Source organism: Bradyrhizobium sp. LTSP849 (assembly GCF_000938255.1).
GTDB lineage: Bacteria > Pseudomonadota > Alphaproteobacteria > Rhizobiales > Xanthobacteraceae > Bradyrhizobium.
On the sequence record NZ_JYMR01000026.1, the window covers coordinates 81,851 to 99,653 of the forward strand.

14 protein-coding genes are annotated in these 17,803 nt (G+C 63.5%); 8 read left to right on the forward strand and 6 right to left on the reverse strand.

From position 1 onward, the window contains the following. Nucleotides 1–156 precede the first annotated feature (156 nt). Entirely contained in the window at nucleotides 157–969 is an 813-nt protein-coding gene (gene otsB, locus UB31_RS18940; protein ID WP_045001287.1) for a trehalose-phosphatase, read from the reverse strand. A 3-nt stretch (nucleotides 970–972) separates the two neighbouring features. Continuing rightward, nucleotides 973–2,460: an MFS transporter gene (locus tag UB31_RS18945; protein ID WP_045012024.1), complete on the reverse strand. Its 1,488-nt coding sequence runs from the start codon at nucleotides 2,458–2,460 to the stop codon at nucleotides 973–975. Between the two features lie 181 nt (nucleotides 2,461–2,641). Between UB31_RS18945 and UB31_RS40505 the strand changes: the two genes are divergently transcribed. Beyond that, nucleotides 2,642–3,034, forward strand: coding sequence for a DUF3175 domain-containing protein (locus UB31_RS40505; RefSeq protein WP_082078561.1), 393 nt, complete (start codon nucleotides 2,642–2,644; stop codon nucleotides 3,032–3,034). Between the two features lie 17 nt (nucleotides 3,035–3,051). On the opposite strand, the gene UB31_RS18960 is transcribed toward UB31_RS40505, so the two are convergent. After that, a complete protein-coding gene (locus UB31_RS18960; RefSeq protein ID WP_045011999.1) occupies nucleotides 3,052–5,085 on the reverse strand; it encodes a methyl-accepting chemotaxis protein in 2,034 nt (677 codons plus the stop codon). Nucleotides 5,086–5,369: 284 nt separating this feature from the next. Next, nucleotides 5,370–7,409 carry a methyl-accepting chemotaxis protein gene (locus tag UB31_RS18965; RefSeq protein WP_045012000.1) on the reverse strand — a complete coding sequence of 680 codons (2,040 nt, stop codon included), beginning with the start codon at nucleotides 7,407–7,409 and terminating at the stop codon, nucleotides 5,370–5,372. Between the two features lie 240 nt (nucleotides 7,410–7,649). On the opposite strand from UB31_RS18965, the gene UB31_RS18970 reads away from it, so the two are divergent. The 5 genes from UB31_RS18970 to UB31_RS18990 all read left to right on the forward strand — a co-directional run bounded on the left by UB31_RS18970 (nucleotide 7,650) and on the right by UB31_RS18990 (nucleotide 14,100). Next, nucleotides 7,650–8,135, forward strand: a complete 486-nt coding sequence (locus UB31_RS18970; protein ID WP_045012001.1) for a (2Fe-2S)-binding protein — start codon at nucleotides 7,650–7,652, stop codon at nucleotides 8,133–8,135. Between the two features lie 85 nt (nucleotides 8,136–8,220). Then, on the forward strand, nucleotides 8,221–10,563 hold the full coding sequence (locus tag UB31_RS18975; protein ID WP_045012002.1) for a xanthine dehydrogenase family protein molybdopterin-binding subunit: 2,343 nt from the start codon (nucleotides 8,221–8,223) through the stop codon (nucleotides 10,561–10,563). A 14-nt stretch (nucleotides 10,564–10,577) separates the two neighbouring features. After that, on the forward strand, nucleotides 10,578–11,378 hold the full coding sequence (locus UB31_RS18980) for an FAD binding domain-containing protein (protein WP_045012003.1): 801 nt from the start codon (nucleotides 10,578–10,580) through the stop codon (nucleotides 11,376–11,378). Between the two features lie 195 nt (nucleotides 11,379–11,573). Next, nucleotides 11,574–12,683 carry a CaiB/BaiF CoA transferase family protein gene (locus UB31_RS18985; protein WP_045012025.1) on the forward strand — a complete coding sequence of 370 codons (1,110 nt, stop codon included), beginning with the start codon at nucleotides 11,574–11,576 and terminating at the stop codon, nucleotides 12,681–12,683. 97 nt (nucleotides 12,684–12,780) lie between these two features. Continuing rightward, nucleotides 12,781–14,100, forward strand: coding sequence for an MFS transporter (locus UB31_RS18990; RefSeq protein WP_082078562.1), 1,320 nt, complete (start codon nucleotides 12,781–12,783; stop codon nucleotides 14,098–14,100). A 60-nt stretch (nucleotides 14,101–14,160) separates the two neighbouring features. Here the strand turns inward: UB31_RS18990 and hppD are convergent, their stop codons facing one another. Further along, nucleotides 14,161–15,279: a 4-hydroxyphenylpyruvate dioxygenase gene (gene hppD / locus UB31_RS18995; RefSeq protein WP_045012004.1), complete on the reverse strand. Its 1,119-nt coding sequence runs from the start codon at nucleotides 15,277–15,279 to the stop codon at nucleotides 14,161–14,163. 121 nt (nucleotides 15,280–15,400) lie between these two features. On the opposite strand from hppD, the gene UB31_RS19000 reads away from it, so the two are divergent. Both UB31_RS19000 and UB31_RS19005 read left to right on the forward strand, forming a co-directional pair. After that, on the forward strand, nucleotides 15,401–15,880 hold the full coding sequence (locus UB31_RS19000; RefSeq protein ID WP_045006642.1) for an Lrp/AsnC family transcriptional regulator: 480 nt from the start codon (nucleotides 15,401–15,403) through the stop codon (nucleotides 15,878–15,880). 74 nt (nucleotides 15,881–15,954) lie between these two features. Beyond that, nucleotides 15,955–16,266, forward strand: coding sequence for a DUF1272 domain-containing protein (locus UB31_RS19005; RefSeq protein WP_045012005.1), 312 nt, complete (start codon nucleotides 15,955–15,957; stop codon nucleotides 16,264–16,266). Nucleotides 16,267–16,385: 119 nt separating this feature from the next. On the opposite strand, the gene fahA is transcribed toward UB31_RS19005, so the two are convergent. Continuing rightward, complete coding sequence (fahA, locus tag UB31_RS19010; RefSeq protein ID WP_045012006.1) at nucleotides 16,386–17,660, reverse strand: fumarylacetoacetase; 1,275 nt, start codon at nucleotides 17,658–17,660, stop codon at nucleotides 16,386–16,388. Between the last annotated feature and the right edge of the window lie 143 nt (nucleotides 17,661–17,803).

Consider the following 17,803-nt stretch of genomic DNA (forward strand, 5'->3'; position numbering starts at 1 on the left):
CAAAATCGGGCGCGTGCGTTGGAACCGGTTGCGCTGACGGAACCCGGAAATTTCGTTGCAAAGACAGTTTTTGCGGCTTCATTGCGCAGCATCAATTGCACGCGCGATGGAACTGCGCGAGCGACATTACGTCTGACGTGTGGCGCTGCCTTGCTTTTACCGCGGATCGAGCAGACGTGCGAGGAACGCACGCACGTCGCTTGGGGCATCGAAGTGACCGTTGACGCCCATGGCGCGGCGGCCGACCGAGAAAGAGAGGCCGTTCATGTCGGGCATGATCGCGAACACGGTTTCGTCGGTGACGTCGTCGCCGATGAAGATCGGGCGGCGTCCCCTAAACGGCTCGTGCTTCATCAATTCGCGCACACCGGTCGCTTTGGTGAAGCCGGAATGCTTGATCTCGCAGACGAACTTGCCGGGCAACACCTCGATCGGTGCGGTGGGAAGATCGGCGCGGATCAGCGAGACGGCTTCGTAAATCGCCTTCTCCGCGTGTGGCGCGAGGCGATAATGCAGCGCCAGCGAATAGCCCTTGTCTTCGAGCAGAATGCCTGGGCTGAGCTTCGCGATCGCGGCCAGCCGCCGCTTCAGCTCCTTGTCCATCGGCGGCGCGTGCACGTCGTCAGCTTCATTGCCGACCGACAAACGCATCTCCGCGCCATGACCGGCGACAGCGCGAAATACGTCCGGCGCAAAGATCAAATCGATGTCGTTGAGCGAACGACCGCTGACCATGGCCAGCGCGCCCGACGTAAGCTGCGCCAGGCGGTTGAGCGTGTCCGACAGGCCCGGCGGCACCCAGACTTCGCGTGGCGTCGGCATCAATTCGAGGAGCGTGCCGTCGATATCGAGCAGGATCGCAGTCTCGTTCAGATGCGGCACGAGCGCATGCGGCACCGGCACCGAGTCGGGCGCTTCATCATCAGGCATGGCGCGCTTCTGATCCAATTCAGCGAGTTCCGATTTCATAGTCTACTCCATAAAGGCAAGCGGCCGCGCGATTTGTTCGAGCGATTTGCGCTCCGCAGAGATTGCGTAACGCCACGCCACGATCGCGGCCACGATCATCAACGCGGCCCCCAACAGATAGCCGGCGAACACGCTGCTGCGTGATCCCGTGTCGATCAGCGCGCCGAACAGCGCCGGCCCGGCAACGCCGCCGATGCCGGTGCCGACCGCGTAGAACACCGCGATCGCCAGCGCGCGGATCTCCAGCGGAAAGGTCTCGCTGACGGTGAGATAAGCCGCGCTCGCGGCGGGCGAGGCAAAGAAGAAGATCACCATCCAGGCGATGGTCTGCCCTTGCGCGCTGAGCGCGCCGATCGAGAACAGATAGCCGGAAACCGCGAGCAATACACCCGACACGCCATAGGTGAACACGATCATGGTGCGGCGGCCGAGCGTGTCGAACAGACGGCCGAGCAGCAGGGGTCCCAGGAAGTTTCCTGCGGCGAACGGCAGGAGGTACCAGCCGACATGATCGGCGCTGATCCCGTAGAAATCGGTCAGCACCAGCGCGAAGGTGAAGAAGATCGCGTTGTAGAAGAAGGCCTGTGCGACCATCAGCACGAGCCCGACCACCGCGCGCTGGCGATAGGTGAAGAACAACGTATGCACGACTTCGCGGATCGGGGTGTGATCGCGCATCTTCAGGCGTATTGTCGCGAAGCGTCCATCGCTTGCATCCTGGTCGTGTCCGATCACCGAGCGCTCGATGTCGTCGACGATGGCGTGAGCCTGATCGGGCTGGCCGTGGATCATCAGCCAGCGCGGACTCTCGGGGATCCACATCCGCATCAACAGCACGACGAGGCCGATGCTCGCACCGATGAGATAGGCGAGGCGCCAGCCGAGATCGGGGCCGATCACCGCGGGGTCAAGCAGAACGATGGCGGCGACCGCGCCCATCGCAGCCCCGATCCAGAAACTGCCGTTGACGACGAGATCGGTCCATCCGCGATAACGCGCCGGCACCAATTCCTGGATGGTCGAATTGATCGCGGTGTATTCGCCGCCGATCCCGGCGCCGGTGAGAAATCGAAACAGTGCATAGCTCGCGACATTCCAGGACAGCGCGGTTGCGGCGGTCGCGGTGAGGTAAAGCGCGAGCGTGATGAAGAACAGTTTTTTGCGGCCGATGCGGTCGGTCAGCCAGCCGAAGCCAAGCGCGCCGAGCACTGCTCCCGCGAGGTAGGCGGAGTTGGCGATGCCGAGATCGAGATTGGAGAAGCGCAGCATCGGACTCTGCTTCAGCGCACCGGAGAGCGCGCCGGCGAGCGTCACCTCGAGACCGTCGAGGATCCAGGTGATGCCGAGCGCGAGCACGACGCGGGTGTGGAAGCCGCTCCACGGCAACGCGTCGAGCCGCGCAGGAATGCTGGTCTCGATGATTCGATCGGTCGCGGCTGCCACCGAGACCGAGGATCCATAGTTCAGCGCTGAGCTTTGCTGCAATTCCATCGCGTCGTTGTGTCTGACCAATACGATCATCCCGGATTCGCAGGATGGACTGGGGTCGATCCGATCATGGGGGTGCGGCATTCCGCCTGCCACCTGCGACAACGCCTGCGGCAAGGGCAGGTTCCAATAGGAACTGCCCTTCGCGCCGTCCGTTTCCGCTGGAGCCGCAAGGAGTTGATGCATGGCTCAAGTCAGAAAGACGACACCTTCGCGAAAAGTAACAACTCGCAAGACAAGCAAGACAACAGCCAGGAAGACCAGCGCCAAGCGTAACGCCGCGCGCAAGGGCTCGAAACGCGCGGCGCCGAAGCGCTGGTCTCAGCGGGTGACGAAGGAGAGCGACGCGCTCGACCTCAAGCGCGGCGTGTTCAAACTAACGAGCCCGAAGAAGATCGCGGCCTCGCTGAAGAGCTCCGCCGAGCATAGCGCGCGCCGCAAGGCCGGCGCGTATCGCTCGGCGCTGTCGATGCTGACGTTCTACATCAACCGCGCCGGCAAGACGCTGCCGAAGACGCAGCGGGAGCGGCTTGAGCGAGCAAAGGAGGAGCTGAAGCGAGCGTTCGGGAGAGAGTGAGATTCGCGCGATGAACGCTACGCCGCCCTGATATTCGCCATGAACCGGTCGAGCTCGGCGCGGAGGCGGGTGCTTTCGGACGACAGTGTTTTCGCCGAGTTCAGCACCTCTTCCGAGGCCGAGCCGGTCTCAGCCGCGCCGCGGTTGACCTGGCCGATGTCGGTGGCGGCGGTCTGGGTGCCTTGCGCGACGGTCTGAACGCTGCGTGCAATCTCCTGGGTCGCGGCGCCCTGCTGCTCCACGGCGCTCGCGATCGACGTCGAGATCGACGATATCTGGCCGATGGTCGCGCCGATCTCCTTGATCGCGGCAACCGACTCCGCGGTTGCACCCTGCATGCCCGTGATATGCGAGGAAATCTCGTCAGTTGCCTTGGCAGTCTGGCTCGCCAGTGATTTCACTTCGCTCGCAACCACCGCAAAACCGCGGCCGGCCTCGCCCGCGCGCGCCGCCTCGATGGTGGCGTTCAGCGCCAACAAATTGGTCTGCTCGGCAATCGCCGTGATCAGTTTGACCACTTCGCCGATCTGCTGCGCGGCATGCGAGAGTTTTCCGATCCGGCCGTCAGTCTCCTTCGCCTGCACCACGGCGGCTTCCGCAATGCGGCTGGAATCGCGGACCTGGCGGCCGATCTCCTCGACGGAGGCCGAGAGCTCTTCCGTCGCGGTCGCGACCGACTGCATATTGCTCGAGGCCTGCTCGGAGACGCCGGCAACCTGGCTCGACAGGCTCTGCGTGGTCTCGGCGGTGCGGGTCAGCGTGGACGCGGACGATTCGAGCTGCACAGCGGAGGCCGAAACGTTCGACACGATGGCGCCGACCGCGCTCTCGAAATCATCGGCAAACCGAATCAGCTCGGAACGGCGGCTTGCCGCCTGCTCCTTGTTCTGGGCTTCGCTGGCGGCGGCGTCGCGTTCGGCCTTGGCCACCGCCTGCACCTTGAATTCCTCGACCGCGCCGGCCATCTCGCCGATCTCGTCCTTGCGCCCCAGGCCCGGCAGCACGACGTCGAAATTACCCGAGGCAAGTTCGCGCATCGCCTTGCACATCGCAATCATCGGCCGCGAGATGCCATTGCCGAGCATCAGAGCCAGCACGGCGCCGACGGCAAGGCCGCCCAACGCCAGCATCAGCATCAGCCGCTCGGTGTCCCCGATCGTCGCATTGGCGCTGGCTTCGATGCGCTGCTGATCGGCCGACAGATCTGACCGCAGCTCGCCCGAGAGTTTGAGGATGGACGCTGCGGTCTTGGTCATCTCACCGTTCATCTTGACGATGATTTTCACGTTGTCGGACAGTTTTACAAACGACGCACGGTACTGCTTCAACAGGCCGCCGATCTCGGTGACGCGGTCGGTGATCTTCTGGTCGTTGGCATAGATCGAGACCAGCAGGGTCTCCAGGAACTTGATGCGCGCGATCACGCCGTCGGCGGTCTTCGGCTCCGGCTTGGCGACGAAGGAGCTGACCGAGGTGGAGACCGCAAGATATTGCGAGGTGATATCCTTGGCCGTGGTCTGGACCGATGCGAGCCCGGCCAGCGCCGCGGTGTCGGCGAGGTCGTCGAACTTGAAGCGGATCTTGTTGCCGACGCTGTTGAGCTCATCGGCGGCGATCTTGCCGTTCTCGCGCGTCAGCGTGATGATCTCGCTGAAGACTTTGGTGAAACGCTGGAACTCGGCCTCGAGCTTGCCGATCTGCTCGCGGCGCGCCGCGCCATTCGTGGCCGCCATCGACTTTGCGATCGCCGCCTTCAGATTCTCTTCGGCAGCCTTGGCCGCAGTCTCGTCGTCCGCAGCGCCGGTCAGCGTATAGGCCCGGGTCAGCCCCTGATAGCTGATCAATTCGCGATCGACGGTTCGCGCCAGATCGGCTTCCGCCACACTGGTCCGGTAGGATTCAACGGCGCCCGCGATTCGCTCGAAGCCGAAATAGGCAAACGCCATGCTGACGGCGAGGATGGCCAGCACCGCCACGAAGCCGAGGATGATTTTTGCGCGAAAACGCAAAGTGAACAGCTTCGATGTGTTCGGCTTGGACTTGACGGACATTCCCCAACCCATTCCATTCGCGGAAAACCAGGCGCAGCCCGGAAGCAGCCCGCTCCCAGACTCGTCTGCACGGTAAATGGCAAAGGATAAGCCGCGGTAAACTGCGGCGCCGCAACTTGCGGTTAGGTGACCTCGCTGTTGTCCCGGCGAAGGCCGGGACCCATACCCCCAAAGAGAAGTTACGGCGCGAGCTGGTAACTCCGAGTCCTCGCCAAACCACGTCCTGTGGTTATGGGTCCCGGCCTTCGCCGGGACGACAGCGGAGCGAGGAGTGCGGTCCGGACTTACGCCGCCCTGATATTCGCCATGAACCGGTCAAGCTCGGCGCGGAGACGGGTGCTTTCGGACGACAGTGTTTTCGCCGAGTTCAGCACCTCTTCCGAGGCCGAGCCGGTCTCGGCGGCGCCGCGGTTGACCTGGCCGATGTCGGTGGCGGCGGTCTGGGTGCCCTGGGCGACGTTCTGGACGCTGCGGGCGATCTCCTGGGTGGCGGCGCCCTGCTCTTCCACGGCACTCGCGATCGACGTCGAGATCGACGAGATCTGGCCGATGGTCGCCCCGATCTCCTTGATCGCGGCGACGGACTCGGCGGTGGCGCCCTGCATGCCCATGATGTGCGACGAAATCTCATCCGTCGCCTTCGCGGTCTGGCTCGCCAGCGACTTTACTTCGCTCGCAACCACTGCAAAGCCGCGGCCGGCTTCACCGGCGCGCGCCGCCTCGATAGTGGCGTTCAGCGCGAGGAGGTTGGTCTGCTCGGCGATCGCCGTGATCAGTTTTACGACTTCGCCGATCTGCTGCGCGGCATGCGAGAGTTTTCCGATCCGGCCGTCGGTCTCCTTCGCCTGCACAACGGCGGCTTCCGCAATGCGGCTGGAGTCGCGGACCTGACGGCCGATCTCCTCGACGGAAGCCGAAAGCTCTTCAGTGGCGGTCGCGACCGACTGCATGTTGCTCGAGGCCTGTTCGGAGACGCCGGCGACCTGGCTCGACAGGGTCTGCGTGGTCTCGGCGGTACGGGTCAGCGTTGAGGCTGACGATTCGAGCTGCACCGCGGAGGCCGAAACGTTGGACACGATGGCGCCGACCGCGCTCTCGAAATCATCGGCAAAACGAATCAGCTCGGAGCGACGCGCCGTGGCCAGCTCCTTGTTTTGGGCTTCACTGGCCGCGGCATCGCGCTCGGCCTTGGCCACTGCCTGCACCTTGAACTCTTCGACCGCGCCGGCCATCTCGCCGATCTCGTCCTTGCGGCCCAGGCCCGGCAGCACGACGTCGAAATTACCCGAGGCAAGCTCGCGCATCGCCTTGCACATCGCAATCATCGGACGCGAGATGCCGGTGCCGAGCAGGAAGGCGAGGACGGCGCCGAGCAGCGTGCCGCCGACGGCGAGCATTAACACCAATTCCTCGGTCTTCCCGATGGTCGCTTCGGACTCCGAATCCAGCCGCTGCTGTTCGGCCACGAGATCCGCCTTCATGGCAGAGGCGCCCCGAAGAATCGCGCCTGCCGAGCCGCTCATCTCTGTGACGAGATCGTCGACCATCTTGGCGTTGGCGATCAGCTTTTCCAGCGCTTCGCGATAGGCGACAAGGATCGTCTTGGCGTCCTTCAGGCCGGCGACGATCTTTTCGTCCATGGAATAGACTGCGCTGAGCGAATTCTCGACGAATTTCAGCCGGGCCAGCGCACTGGTCGCGATCGCCTGGTCGGATGTCAGCACGAAATTGGTCGCCGCCGCGCTTGCGGTCTGGAACTGCGCGTTGACCTGCTTGGTGCCGAACTCGATCGACTGTGCCTCGGCATCGGAGGCATTGTTGCCGATGTCATCGAGCTTGTACTTCAGCAGATTGGCTTGGCGCGAGAGCTGGTTCTGCACCAGCAGCGTGCTGTCACGCTTGGCCTGGAGGACCTTGGCGAAGGTCGCGGAGAAATTCGCAAACTCCTTGGCGAGCTTGTCGAGGCTGTCCTGCCGCGCCGGTGTCTTGGCGCTCTTGAGGGCCAGGTCGATGGCACTCTTCAGGTTGGCCTCAGTGTCCAGCGCGGCCTTGGCGTCATCTTCGTTGCCGGTGACGACGAAATATTTGACGGCCGAACGATAGGCGAGCAGTTCGCGGTCGATGTTACGGGCGAGATCGGCCTCCGAGACGCTGGTGCGGTAGGATCCGACGCCGGATGAGACCCGCTCGAAGCCGAAATAGGCGAAAGCCATGCTGCCGGCGGAGATCACCAGCACGGCGGCGAAGCCGAGGATGATCTTGGCGCGGAACCTGAGGGTCGGAAATATGCTGCGCTTCGACGGCGACGCGGTACGCCCGGACATTCCAACCCCCATTTACTATTCAGCCGTCGTCCGGAAGCGCCCCGCCTCCAGACCCCGAAAGCGCAAAACTAGGGCAGAATGAATAAAGGGCGGTAAATTCGTCACGCCCGCGCAATCCTGGGCTTTGTCGGCCAAAGGCCGACTGGACAGGACCTGGGCGACCAAAATCCTAGTTGCCAAGCCCGGGGGCAGCGGTCTCTAATTAGAAACAATCAAAATCAATCCCGGGAGGTATGTTCCGTGTCTACAGTCAAACTGACGGTGAACGGCAAGGCCGTTGCCGTCGACGTCGAGGACCGCACGCTGCTGGTCCAGCTCCTGCGCGATCACCTCAACCTCACCGGGACCCATGTCGGCTGCGACACCAGCCAGTGCGGCGCCTGCGTCGTACACATGGACGGCAAGGCGGTGAAATCCTGCACCATGCTGGTGGGACAGGCCGACGGCGCCAATATCACCACCATCGAAGGCATCGCCAAGGGCGACGAGCTGCACCCGATGCAGGCCGCCTTCCGCGACAATCACGGCCTCCAGTGCGGCTATTGCACGCCGGGCATGATCATGTCGGCGATCGACATCGTGCACCGCCATGGTGGCGAGCTCGACGAGCCGACCGTCCGCCACGAGCTTGAAGGCAACATCTGCCGCTGCACCGGCTACCACAACATCGTCAAAGCCGTGCTCGATGCAGCCGGACGCATGAAGGTCTCGCAGGCGGCCGAGTAAAGCGGCGCGCCTCGAAAGAAGAACCAACACTGCGGCTTTCGATGGAAAGCGCAGGACAACAATCTCCGGTCGGGAGGACCAGACTATGGGTGTTGAAGGCATCGGCGCGCGCGTCGTGCGCAAGGAAGACAAGCGTTTCATTACTGGCAAGGGCCGCTACGTCGACGACATCAAATTGCTGGGCATGACTCATGCCCATTTCATCAGAAGCCCGCATGCGCACGCCAAGGTGAAGGGGATCGACTCCTCCGCCGCGCTCAACATGCCGGGTGTGGTCGCAGTTCTTACCGGGCAGCAAATCGTCGACGACAAGGTCGGCAACCTCATCTGCGGCTGGGCCATCACCTCCAAGGACGGCAGCCCGATGAAGATGGGCGCATGGCCGGCGATGGCGCCGGAGACGGTGCGCTTCGTCGGACAGGCCGTCGCGGTCGTGATCGCCGAGACGAAGAATTTGGCGCGCGACGCGGCCGAAGCCGTGGTCGTCGATTATGAAGAGCTGCCGGCGGTTGCCGACGTTCACACCGCGATCAAGGCCGGCGCACCGCAGCTTCATCCCGAGGCCCCCGGCAACCAGGTCTATGACTGGGTGATCGGCGACGAGGGCGCGACGGATGCCGCCTTCGCCAAGGCCGCCAATGTCGTGAAGCTCGACGTCACCAACAACCGGCTCGCGCCCAACGCGATGGAGCCGCGCGCGGCGATCGCCGATTACGACGAGGCGGAGGAGCATTTCACGCTCTATACGACCTCGCAGAACCCGCACGTTGCCCGCCTGGTGCTGTCGGCGTTCTACAACATCGCCCCCGAGCACAAGCTGCGCGTGATCGCGCCCGACGTCGGCGGCGGTTTTGGCTCGAAAATCTTCATCTATCCGGAGGAGATGGTCGCGCTATGGGCATCGAAGAAGGTCGGCCGTCCGGTGAAATGGACCGGCGACCGTACCGAGGCCTTCCTCACCGACGCGCATGGCCGTGACCATGTCACCCAGGCCGAGATGGCGTTCGACGCCAACAACAAGATCATCGGGTTGAAGGTGAAGACCTACGCCAATTTCGGCGCCTACATGTCGCTGTTCTCGTCGTCAGTGCCGACCTATCTCTACGCGACGCTGCTGTCTGGCCAGTACAACATCCCGGCGATCCATGCCGAGGTGATCGGGGTCTATACCAACACCACGCCGGTCGATGCCTATCGCGGCGCGGGCCGGCCTGAGGCAAGCTATCTGATCGAACGGCTGATGGAGACGGCGGCGCGGCAGTTGAAGGTGGATCCGGCAGCACTGCGCCGGACCAATTTCATCACCCAGTTCCCGCACCAGACGCCCGTGATCATGGCCTATGACACCGGCGACTTTAATGCCTCGCTCGACGCCGCGATGAAGGCGATCGACTATGCCGGCTTTGCCGGACGCAAGGCCAAGGCCAAAGCCGACGGCAAGCTGCGCGGCATCGGCGTGTCCTGCTACATCGAAGCCTGCGGCATCGCGCCGTCAAAGGCGGTCGGCAGTCTCGGTGCCGGCGTCGGCTTGTGGGAATCAGCCGAGGTCCGCGTCAACCCGGTCGGCACCATCGAGATCCTCACGGGCTCGCACAGCCACGGCCAGGGTCACGAGACCACGTTCTGCCAGCTCGTGTCGGAGCGCCTCGGCATTCCCATCAGCCAAGTCTCGATCGTCCATGGCGACACCGACAAGGTGCAGTTCGGCATGGGCACCTACGGCTCGCGCTCCGCGGCCGTCGGTCTCACCGCGATCCTGAAGGCGATGGAGAAGATGGAGGCAAAGGCCAAGAAGATTGCGGCGCATGCGCTGGAAGCTTCCGAGGCCGACATCGTCATCGAGAACGGCGAGTTCAAGGTCACCGGCACCGACAAGGCGATCGCGCTGCCGATGGTCGCGCTCGCGGCCTACACCGCCCACAATCTGCCTGACGGGATGGAGCCGGGCCTGAAGGAAAGCGCCTTCTATGACCCGACCAACTTCACCTTCCCGGCCGGCGCCTATATCTGCGAACTCGAGGTCGATGCCGGCACCGGCAAGACCTCCTTCGTCAACTTCGTCGCAGCCGACGATTTCGGCCGGCTGATCAACCCGATGATCGTCGAAGGCCAGGTCCATGGCGGCCTCGCCCAGGGCATCGGCCAGGCGCTGCTCGAGCACGCGATCTACGATGCCAACGGCCAGCCGGTCACGGCCTCGTTCATGGATTACTCCATGCCGCGCGCCGACGATCTACCGTCGTTCAACCTCTCCCACACCACGACGCTGTGCCCGGGCAATCCCCTCGGCATCAAGGGTTGCGGTGAGGCCGGCGCAATCGGCGCCTCTGCGGCCGTGATCAACGCGATCACGGATGCGATCGGCAAGAACAATCTGGAAATGCCCGCAACCCCGGATCGGGTGTGGCGCACGATCCACGCGGCCTGAGAGGAGCAGAAAGAATGTACCAGACCATTTATCATCGCGCTTCTTCGGTCGACGAGGCCGCCAGCCTGTTTGCCAAGGGGACCGAGGCGAAATTCCTGGCCGGCGGCCAGACGCTGCTGCCAGTCATGAAGCAGCGCCTCGCCGCCCCCTCGGATGTGATCGACCTCGGCAAGATCAAGGAGCTGCAGGGCGTCGAGCTGTCAGGCGACGTGCTGACCATCAAGGCCGGCACGACCTATTTCGACATCATGCAGAATGCCGACGTGAAGAAGGCAATCCCCGCGATTGCCTATCTCACCTCGGTGCTCGGCGACCCCGCGGTGCGCTATCGCGGCACGATCGGCGGCTCGATCGCCAACAACGATCCGGCCGCTGATTATCCGGCCGCGCTGCTGGCGCTCGGCGCCACCGTGAAGACCAACAAGCGGTCGATTTCGGCGGAGGATTTCTTCAAGGGCCTGTTCACGACCGCTCTCGAAGACGGCGAGATCATCACGGCGGTGTCGTTCCCTGTTCCGGCAAAGGCAGGCTACGCAAAAATGCGGCACCCGGCCTCGCGCTTCGCGCTCACCGCTGTCTTCGTCGCCCAGACGAAATCGGGCGAGATTCGCGTCGCCGCCACCGGCGCCTCGCAAAGCGGCGTGATGCGGGTCGCCGCGATCGAGGCCGCGCTGAAGGCGAACTGGTCGCCGTCGGCAATCGACAGCGTGAGCATTTCGGCGAGCAATCTGCTGGCCGATATCCACGGCACAGCGGAGTATCGCGCCAACCTCATCAAGGTGATGGCACAGCGCGCAGTGGCTGCCGCGGGCTGATAGCGCCTCAACACAAATCTTCCGCGGCGCGCAGCAATGCGCGCCGCTTTTATTTTGGCCATGCGGCATGAAAACCGCTTGCCTCGCTGGCTTGAAGGCGAGAAAAGTTAATCAGCCAATTAACTCGCCCCACAGAGGAACGTCCCGGGCTTGCCGGACCATCGGCATCCGCCCGCGACCCGAGGAAACAACAACGTGCTCGATAAGCCAGCCCCCACCACCTCCGTCCGCACCTCCGGCCCGCTGTCAGGCTTCCGCATCGTCGAATTCGCCGGCATCGGACCCGGCCCGTTCGCCTGCATGATGCTGGCCGACATGGGCGCCGACGTCGTCACGCTCGACCGGGTCGGCGCGAAGAAGAGCATGAAGTCGGTGGCAGGCCGCGGCCGCAAGGTGATCGAGCTCGACCTCAAGGACAAGGCAGCGATTGCCGAGGTGCTCGACCTGCTTGCGAACGCCGACGCGCTGGTCGAAGGCTTTCGCCCCGGCGTGATGGAGCGGCTCGGGCTCGGCCCCGATGTCGTGCTCGCGCGCAACCCGAAGCTCGTCTACGGCCGCATGACCGGCTGGGGCCAGGAAGGTCCGCTCGCCAACGCCGCAGGCCACGACATCAATTACATCTCCATCACCGGTGCGCTCGCCGCGATCGGCACCAAGGAAGCGCCGGTGCCGCCGCTCAACCTCGTCGGCGATTTCGGCGGCGGCGCGCTCTATCTCGTCGTCGGCGTGCTCGCGGCGCTGCTGGAAGCATCAAAGTCCGGCAAGGGTCAGGTGGTCGACGCCGCGATGTGCGACGGCGCGGCATCACTGATGTCGTTCTTCTTCGACATGACCACGCTCGGCCGCTGGACCGAAGGCCGGAACCAGAATTTCCTCGACGGCGGCGCGCATTTCTACGGCGTCTACGAATGCGCCTGCGGCCATTTCGTCTCGATCGGCTCGATCGAGCCGCAGTTCTACGCCCTGCTGCGCGAGCACGCGGGCCTGACCGATACCGATTTCGACGCGCAGATGGACCGCAAGGCCTGGCCCGCGCTCAAGCAGAAGCTGCAAGCCGTCTTCAAGAGCAAGACGCGCGAAGACTGGTGCAAGATCATGGAAGGCTCCGACATCTGCTTCGCACCGGTGCTGACCATGTCGGAAGCGACCGAGCATCCGCACATGCTCGCGCGCAATGTGTTCGTCGAGCGCCACGGCGTGAAGCAGCCAGCACCGGCGCCCCGCTTCTCACGGACGCCGTCGGCGGTTCGCGAACCGGAGGGAGTGGAGATCGGGGCCGTGACGAGCGCGTGGAAGGCCCGCTGACAACCCGGCCATGCGGGGAAATCCGGTCTGAGGTTCTTGCAAGCGGTGCACTCTTGCGTCAGTTGTCGTGTCACACGAGTGACACAAGGTGCTACCGATGAGCCAGACCGATCGACCGCGTCCTTCTCAAACCATGCGCGTCGGCGCGGCCATTCTCGGGAACGCGCTGGAATTCTACGATTTCACGGTCTACGCGGCCTTCGCCACCTGGCTCGCCAAGGCGTTCTTTCCGACAGACAATCCGAACACCAGCCTGTTGCTCGCGGTGGCGACCTTCGGCGTCGGCTTCGTGGCGCGGCCACTCGGCGGCGTTCTCATTGGGGCCTATGCCGATCGGTTCGGCCGCAGGCCGGCCATGACCCTGACGATCTGGATGATGGCGCTGGGCAGCGGCATGATCGGCTTGCTGCCGACCTATGATCAAATCGGTACGCTTGCGCCCGTGCTGCTGGTGCTCGCGCGGCTGTTGCAGGGCTTTTCGGCCGGCGGCGAAATGGGGCCGGCCACGACCTATCTGCTGGAGAGCGCGCCGGCGCACCGGAAAGGCTTTTTCGGCAGCTGGCAGCTCGCCAGCCAGAACATGGGCAGCCTTTTTTCGGGCCTCGTCGGCCTTCTGCTGGCGCTCCTGATCACTCCCGGCGCCACCGATAGCTGGGGTTGGAGGGTACCGTTCCTGCTTGGGATCCTGATCGCGCCGGTTGGCTATTTCATCCGGCGTAACCTTGATGAGACGCTGGATACCGAGGAAGCCCATGACAGCATCGGCGGCGTCCTCTCCGATATCCTGGCGAACCATTGGCCGAAAGTTCTGCTCTGTATCCTGCTGATCTCGGGCGGGACCATCACGCAGTACTTCTTCCTCTACACGACCACCTACGCAATCAACACGCTGCATTACAGCCAGAGCTGGTCGATGGCGACCAACTTCGCCACCTTCATCAGCGGAACGATCTTCGCACTGGTCGGAGGCGCGCTGGCGGACAGATACGGCTTGAAAACGGTTGCCATCGTCCCGCGCATCATCGTGACGCTGCTGCTTTATCCCGCGCTGCTCCTGGTCGTGTCGTCGGGGTCGCCGCTGGTGCTGGTGATCACATCGGCGACGTTGATCGCGTTTCACGCGATGGCCTCCGGTGCCGGCATCATCCTGATCCCGATGATCTTCCCGGCCATCGTTCGCACCGCAGGATTGTCCATCGCCTATGCGCTGGGCGTGACCATCTTCGGCGGCACCGCGCAGCTCGTGTTCACATGGATCATCGGGGCGACCGGCGATAAGCTGTCGTGGATCTGGTATATCATCATCATGAGCATCATCAGCCTGCTCGCCACGTTGGCGATCCGCATCCCCGAGGAGCTCAATCGCAAGCAAGAGACCTCGTCTTCGGACACGGCCTTGGCCGGGGCATCGAATTAACGGCGACAAGACGCGGCCACGTCAGATCAGTCTGACGTGGCCGTGTGTCTGAAACAGCAATTAAGCCGCGTTCCCCACCTTCAGCACCCCGCGCCGGATCTGATCCTCCTCGATCGATTCGAACAGCGCCTTGAAATTCCCCTCGCCAAAGCCGTCGTCGCCCTTGCGCTGGATGAACTCGAAGAAGATCGGGCCGATCGCATTGGCGGAGAATATCTGGAGCAGCACCTTGGTCTGACCGCCGTCGACCACACCTTCGCCGTCGATCAGGATGCCGTTGACCTTGAGCCGCGCGACGTCCTCGCCGTGCTTGGGCAGGCGCGCATCGATCCGATCGAAATAGGTCTCGGGCGGCGCCGGCATGAACGGAAGACCAGCCTCGCGCAGGCCTTCGATGGTCTGGTGGATATCGCGGCAACCGCAGGCGATGTGCTGGATACCTTCGCCGCGATAGATATTCAGATATTCCTCGATCTGGCCGGAATCGCCGGCATCCTCGTTGATCGGGATCCGGATCTTGCCGTCCGGGCTGGTCAGCGCGCGCGAGAACAGGCCCGAGGCGCGACCCTCGATGTCGAAGAAACGGATCTGGCGGAAGTTGAACAGCTTTTTGTAGAAGTCGGTCCAGACGTCCATGCGGCCGCGATGGACGTTGTGGGTGAGGTGATCGAGATAGAACAGGCCGGCACCAGCGGGGCGCGGATCGCGCGCGCCCAGCCATTCGAACTCGGCCTCATAGGCCGAGCCCTTGGCGCCATAATGATCGACGAAATAGAGCAGGCTGCCGCCGATGCCCTTGATCGCGGGCACGTCGAGCGTCTTCTGCGCGGATGACACATCCGCAGGTTCGGCGCCGAGCGCGATCGCGCGCTCATAGGCCGCCTTGGCATCGACAACGCGGAACGCCATCGCCGGCGCGCAGGGGCCATGCGCGGCAACGAAGTCGAAGCCGTGGGTGCCGAGCTGCTCGTTGACGAGATAGTTGATGTCACCCTGGCGATAGACCGTAATCTTCTTGGTCTTGTGGCGCGCGACGGGTGCATAGCCCATCAGCTTGAACAGCGCGTGCAGCTGTTCCGGATCGGGATGGGCATATTCGACGAACTCGAACCCGTCGGTACCCATCGGATTGTCGGCGGTGATGGTGGCCGGCGGTGCATCGTGCGGAAACGGACCCATGGTGCTCTCCCAAATTGCTGCTGCCTTGAACTATCCTTCATTGGGCGCGCAAGGAGCGTGCAAATGGGACGTGATTTCGCTATCCTATGCACGATCTGTGCATGAATTGGACGAATGACGCATGATTTCGGTAGACGCGTTTGACCTCAAGATCCTGGGTGCGCTCCAGGACGACGGCCGCCTCACCAACCAGGAGCTGGCTGATCTTGCGGGGCTGTCCGCCTCGCAGTGCTCGCGGCGGCGGATGCGGCTGGAGGAGGAGAAGGTGATATCAGGCTATCACGCCGACCTCTCCAGCGAGGCGCTCGGCTTCGGCGTGATCGCCTTCATCCAGGTGGGGCTCGCGACCCACTCGCCGGACAATTCCAAGCGCTTCCGCACGCTGGTCAACCGCATCGACGAGATCCAGGAGGCCTACTCGCTCACCGGAGACGCCGACTATGTGCTGAAGGCGGTGCTGCGCGACCTCAAGGGCCTCTCCAACCTCGTCAACGATGTGCTGATGCCGCATCAGAGCGTAGCGCATGTGCGCTCCTCGATCGTGCTTGATCGGCTGAAGGAAAGCTCGCGGCTGCCGCTGAAGGAATTGAAGCCTGGCTGAAATTGAGGGAACTACGGCATTCCCGCTTCACGCGTCGTCTGCGATGATCCCAGCCAATCTACGGAGATTCAGCCATGGCCCTCCAGCTTCGACCGAACTGCGAATATTGCGACCGCGACCTGCCGCCGAACGCGACGGACGCGCGGATCTGCTCCTATGAATGCACGTTCTGTGCGGATTGCGTCGAGACAAAACTTTCCAACGTCTGCCCTAACTGCGGTGGCGGATTCGCGCCGCGTCCGATAAGGCCAACTCATGAATGGCGGCCGGGCCTGTGCACGACCATGCAGGCACCGTCCGACAAGCGGATGCATTTGAAATACAGCCTGGACGACGTCGCCGCGCATTGCGCGCGGGTGCGCGACGTGCCGCCGGAGAGGCGGTGAACTCTCTCCACGTCATTGCGAGGAGCCCTTGCGACGAAGCAATCCAGACTGCCGCCGCGGAAAGATTCTGGATTGCTTCGCTGCGCTCGCAATGACGGAGTTTGTGGCAATGGCGGAGATCACTCCGCCGCCAGAATCGTCCCCTCGACCTCGCCGAAGCCGACGCGGTAGCCGTTGCCCTGGCACCAGCCGCGCATGACGAGGCTGTCGCCGTCTTCCAGGAACGTGCGCTTGACGCCACCGGGCAGTTCGACCGGCTCGGTGCCGTTCCAGCTAATCTCGAGCAAGCTGCCGCGCTGGTTCTTCTCGGGGCCGGAGATGGTGCCGCTTCCCAGGAGATCGCCGACATTCATCGCGCAGCCGCTGGAGGCGTGGTGCATCAGTTGCTGCACCGAGGACCAGTACATGTATTTGAAATTGGTGCGGCTGATGCTGGCAGGCGCATTCGCACCGCCGGGACGCAAGGAGACATCGAGCTCGACGCTGTAGTTCTGCGGTTTGTCTTGCTTGAGATAATCGAGCGGCGCCGGCTCCTGCTCCGGCCCGGTCAGCCGGAACGGCTCCAGCGCCTCGCGCGTCACCACCCACGGGCTGATCGAGGTCGCAAACGCCTTGGCGAGGAACGGGCCGAGCGGCACGTATTCCCATTGCTGGATGTCGCGCGCACTCCAATCGTTGAGCAGCACGAAACCGAAGATCATCTCCTCGGCCTGTTGCTCGGTGAGCATGCCGCCCATGGCTGAGGGCTGGCCGACCACGACGCCCATCTCCAGCTCGAAATCGAGCCGCTTGCAGGCGGCAAAGCTCGGCACCTCGACTGACGGCGGTTTCAACTGCCCGCGCGGCCGCTTCACCTTGGTGCCGGAAACGACGACGGTGGAGGCGCGGCCGTTGTAGCCAATCGGCATGTAGAGCCAGTTCGGCTGGAGCGCGTTGTCCTTGCCACGGAACATCACGCCAACATTGGTGGCGTGCTCCCTGGACGAATAGAAGTCGGTGTAGCCGGAGACCGCGAATGGCAGATGCAATTTTGCGTCACGCATCGGCACCAGCGCCTGCTGGCGCAGCTCTTCGTTATCGCGCAGCTCCGGATGATCGTGACGCAACAGCTCGCTGATCCGCGCCCGCGTCTCCGCCCAGACCTTCGGCCCCAGCGCCATGAACGGATTGAGCGAGGGCGTAGAGAACACGCCGAGCGGACCGACATCGAACCGGGAGTCCTGCTCCAGCTCCCAGAGATCGAGCACGTAACTGCCGATCGCCACGCCAACGCGCGGCGTCGGATTCGCCCCGGTCGAGAACACGCCATAGGGCAGGTTCTGGATCGGGAAGTCGGAGGCGGAATCGACGTCGATGAAGGAGCGGAGGCTGGGGTCGTTGGGATGGGTTGTCACTTTTTCGCTCGGTCCTTTTTTCCTTCTCCCCTTGTGGGAGAAGGTGGCGCGAAGCGCCGGATGAGGGGTTCTATCCGCGAGTCCGAATGAGAGAGGTTTACTCGCGGAGATAGACCCCTCACCCGTCTCGCCGCAGCGCGGCG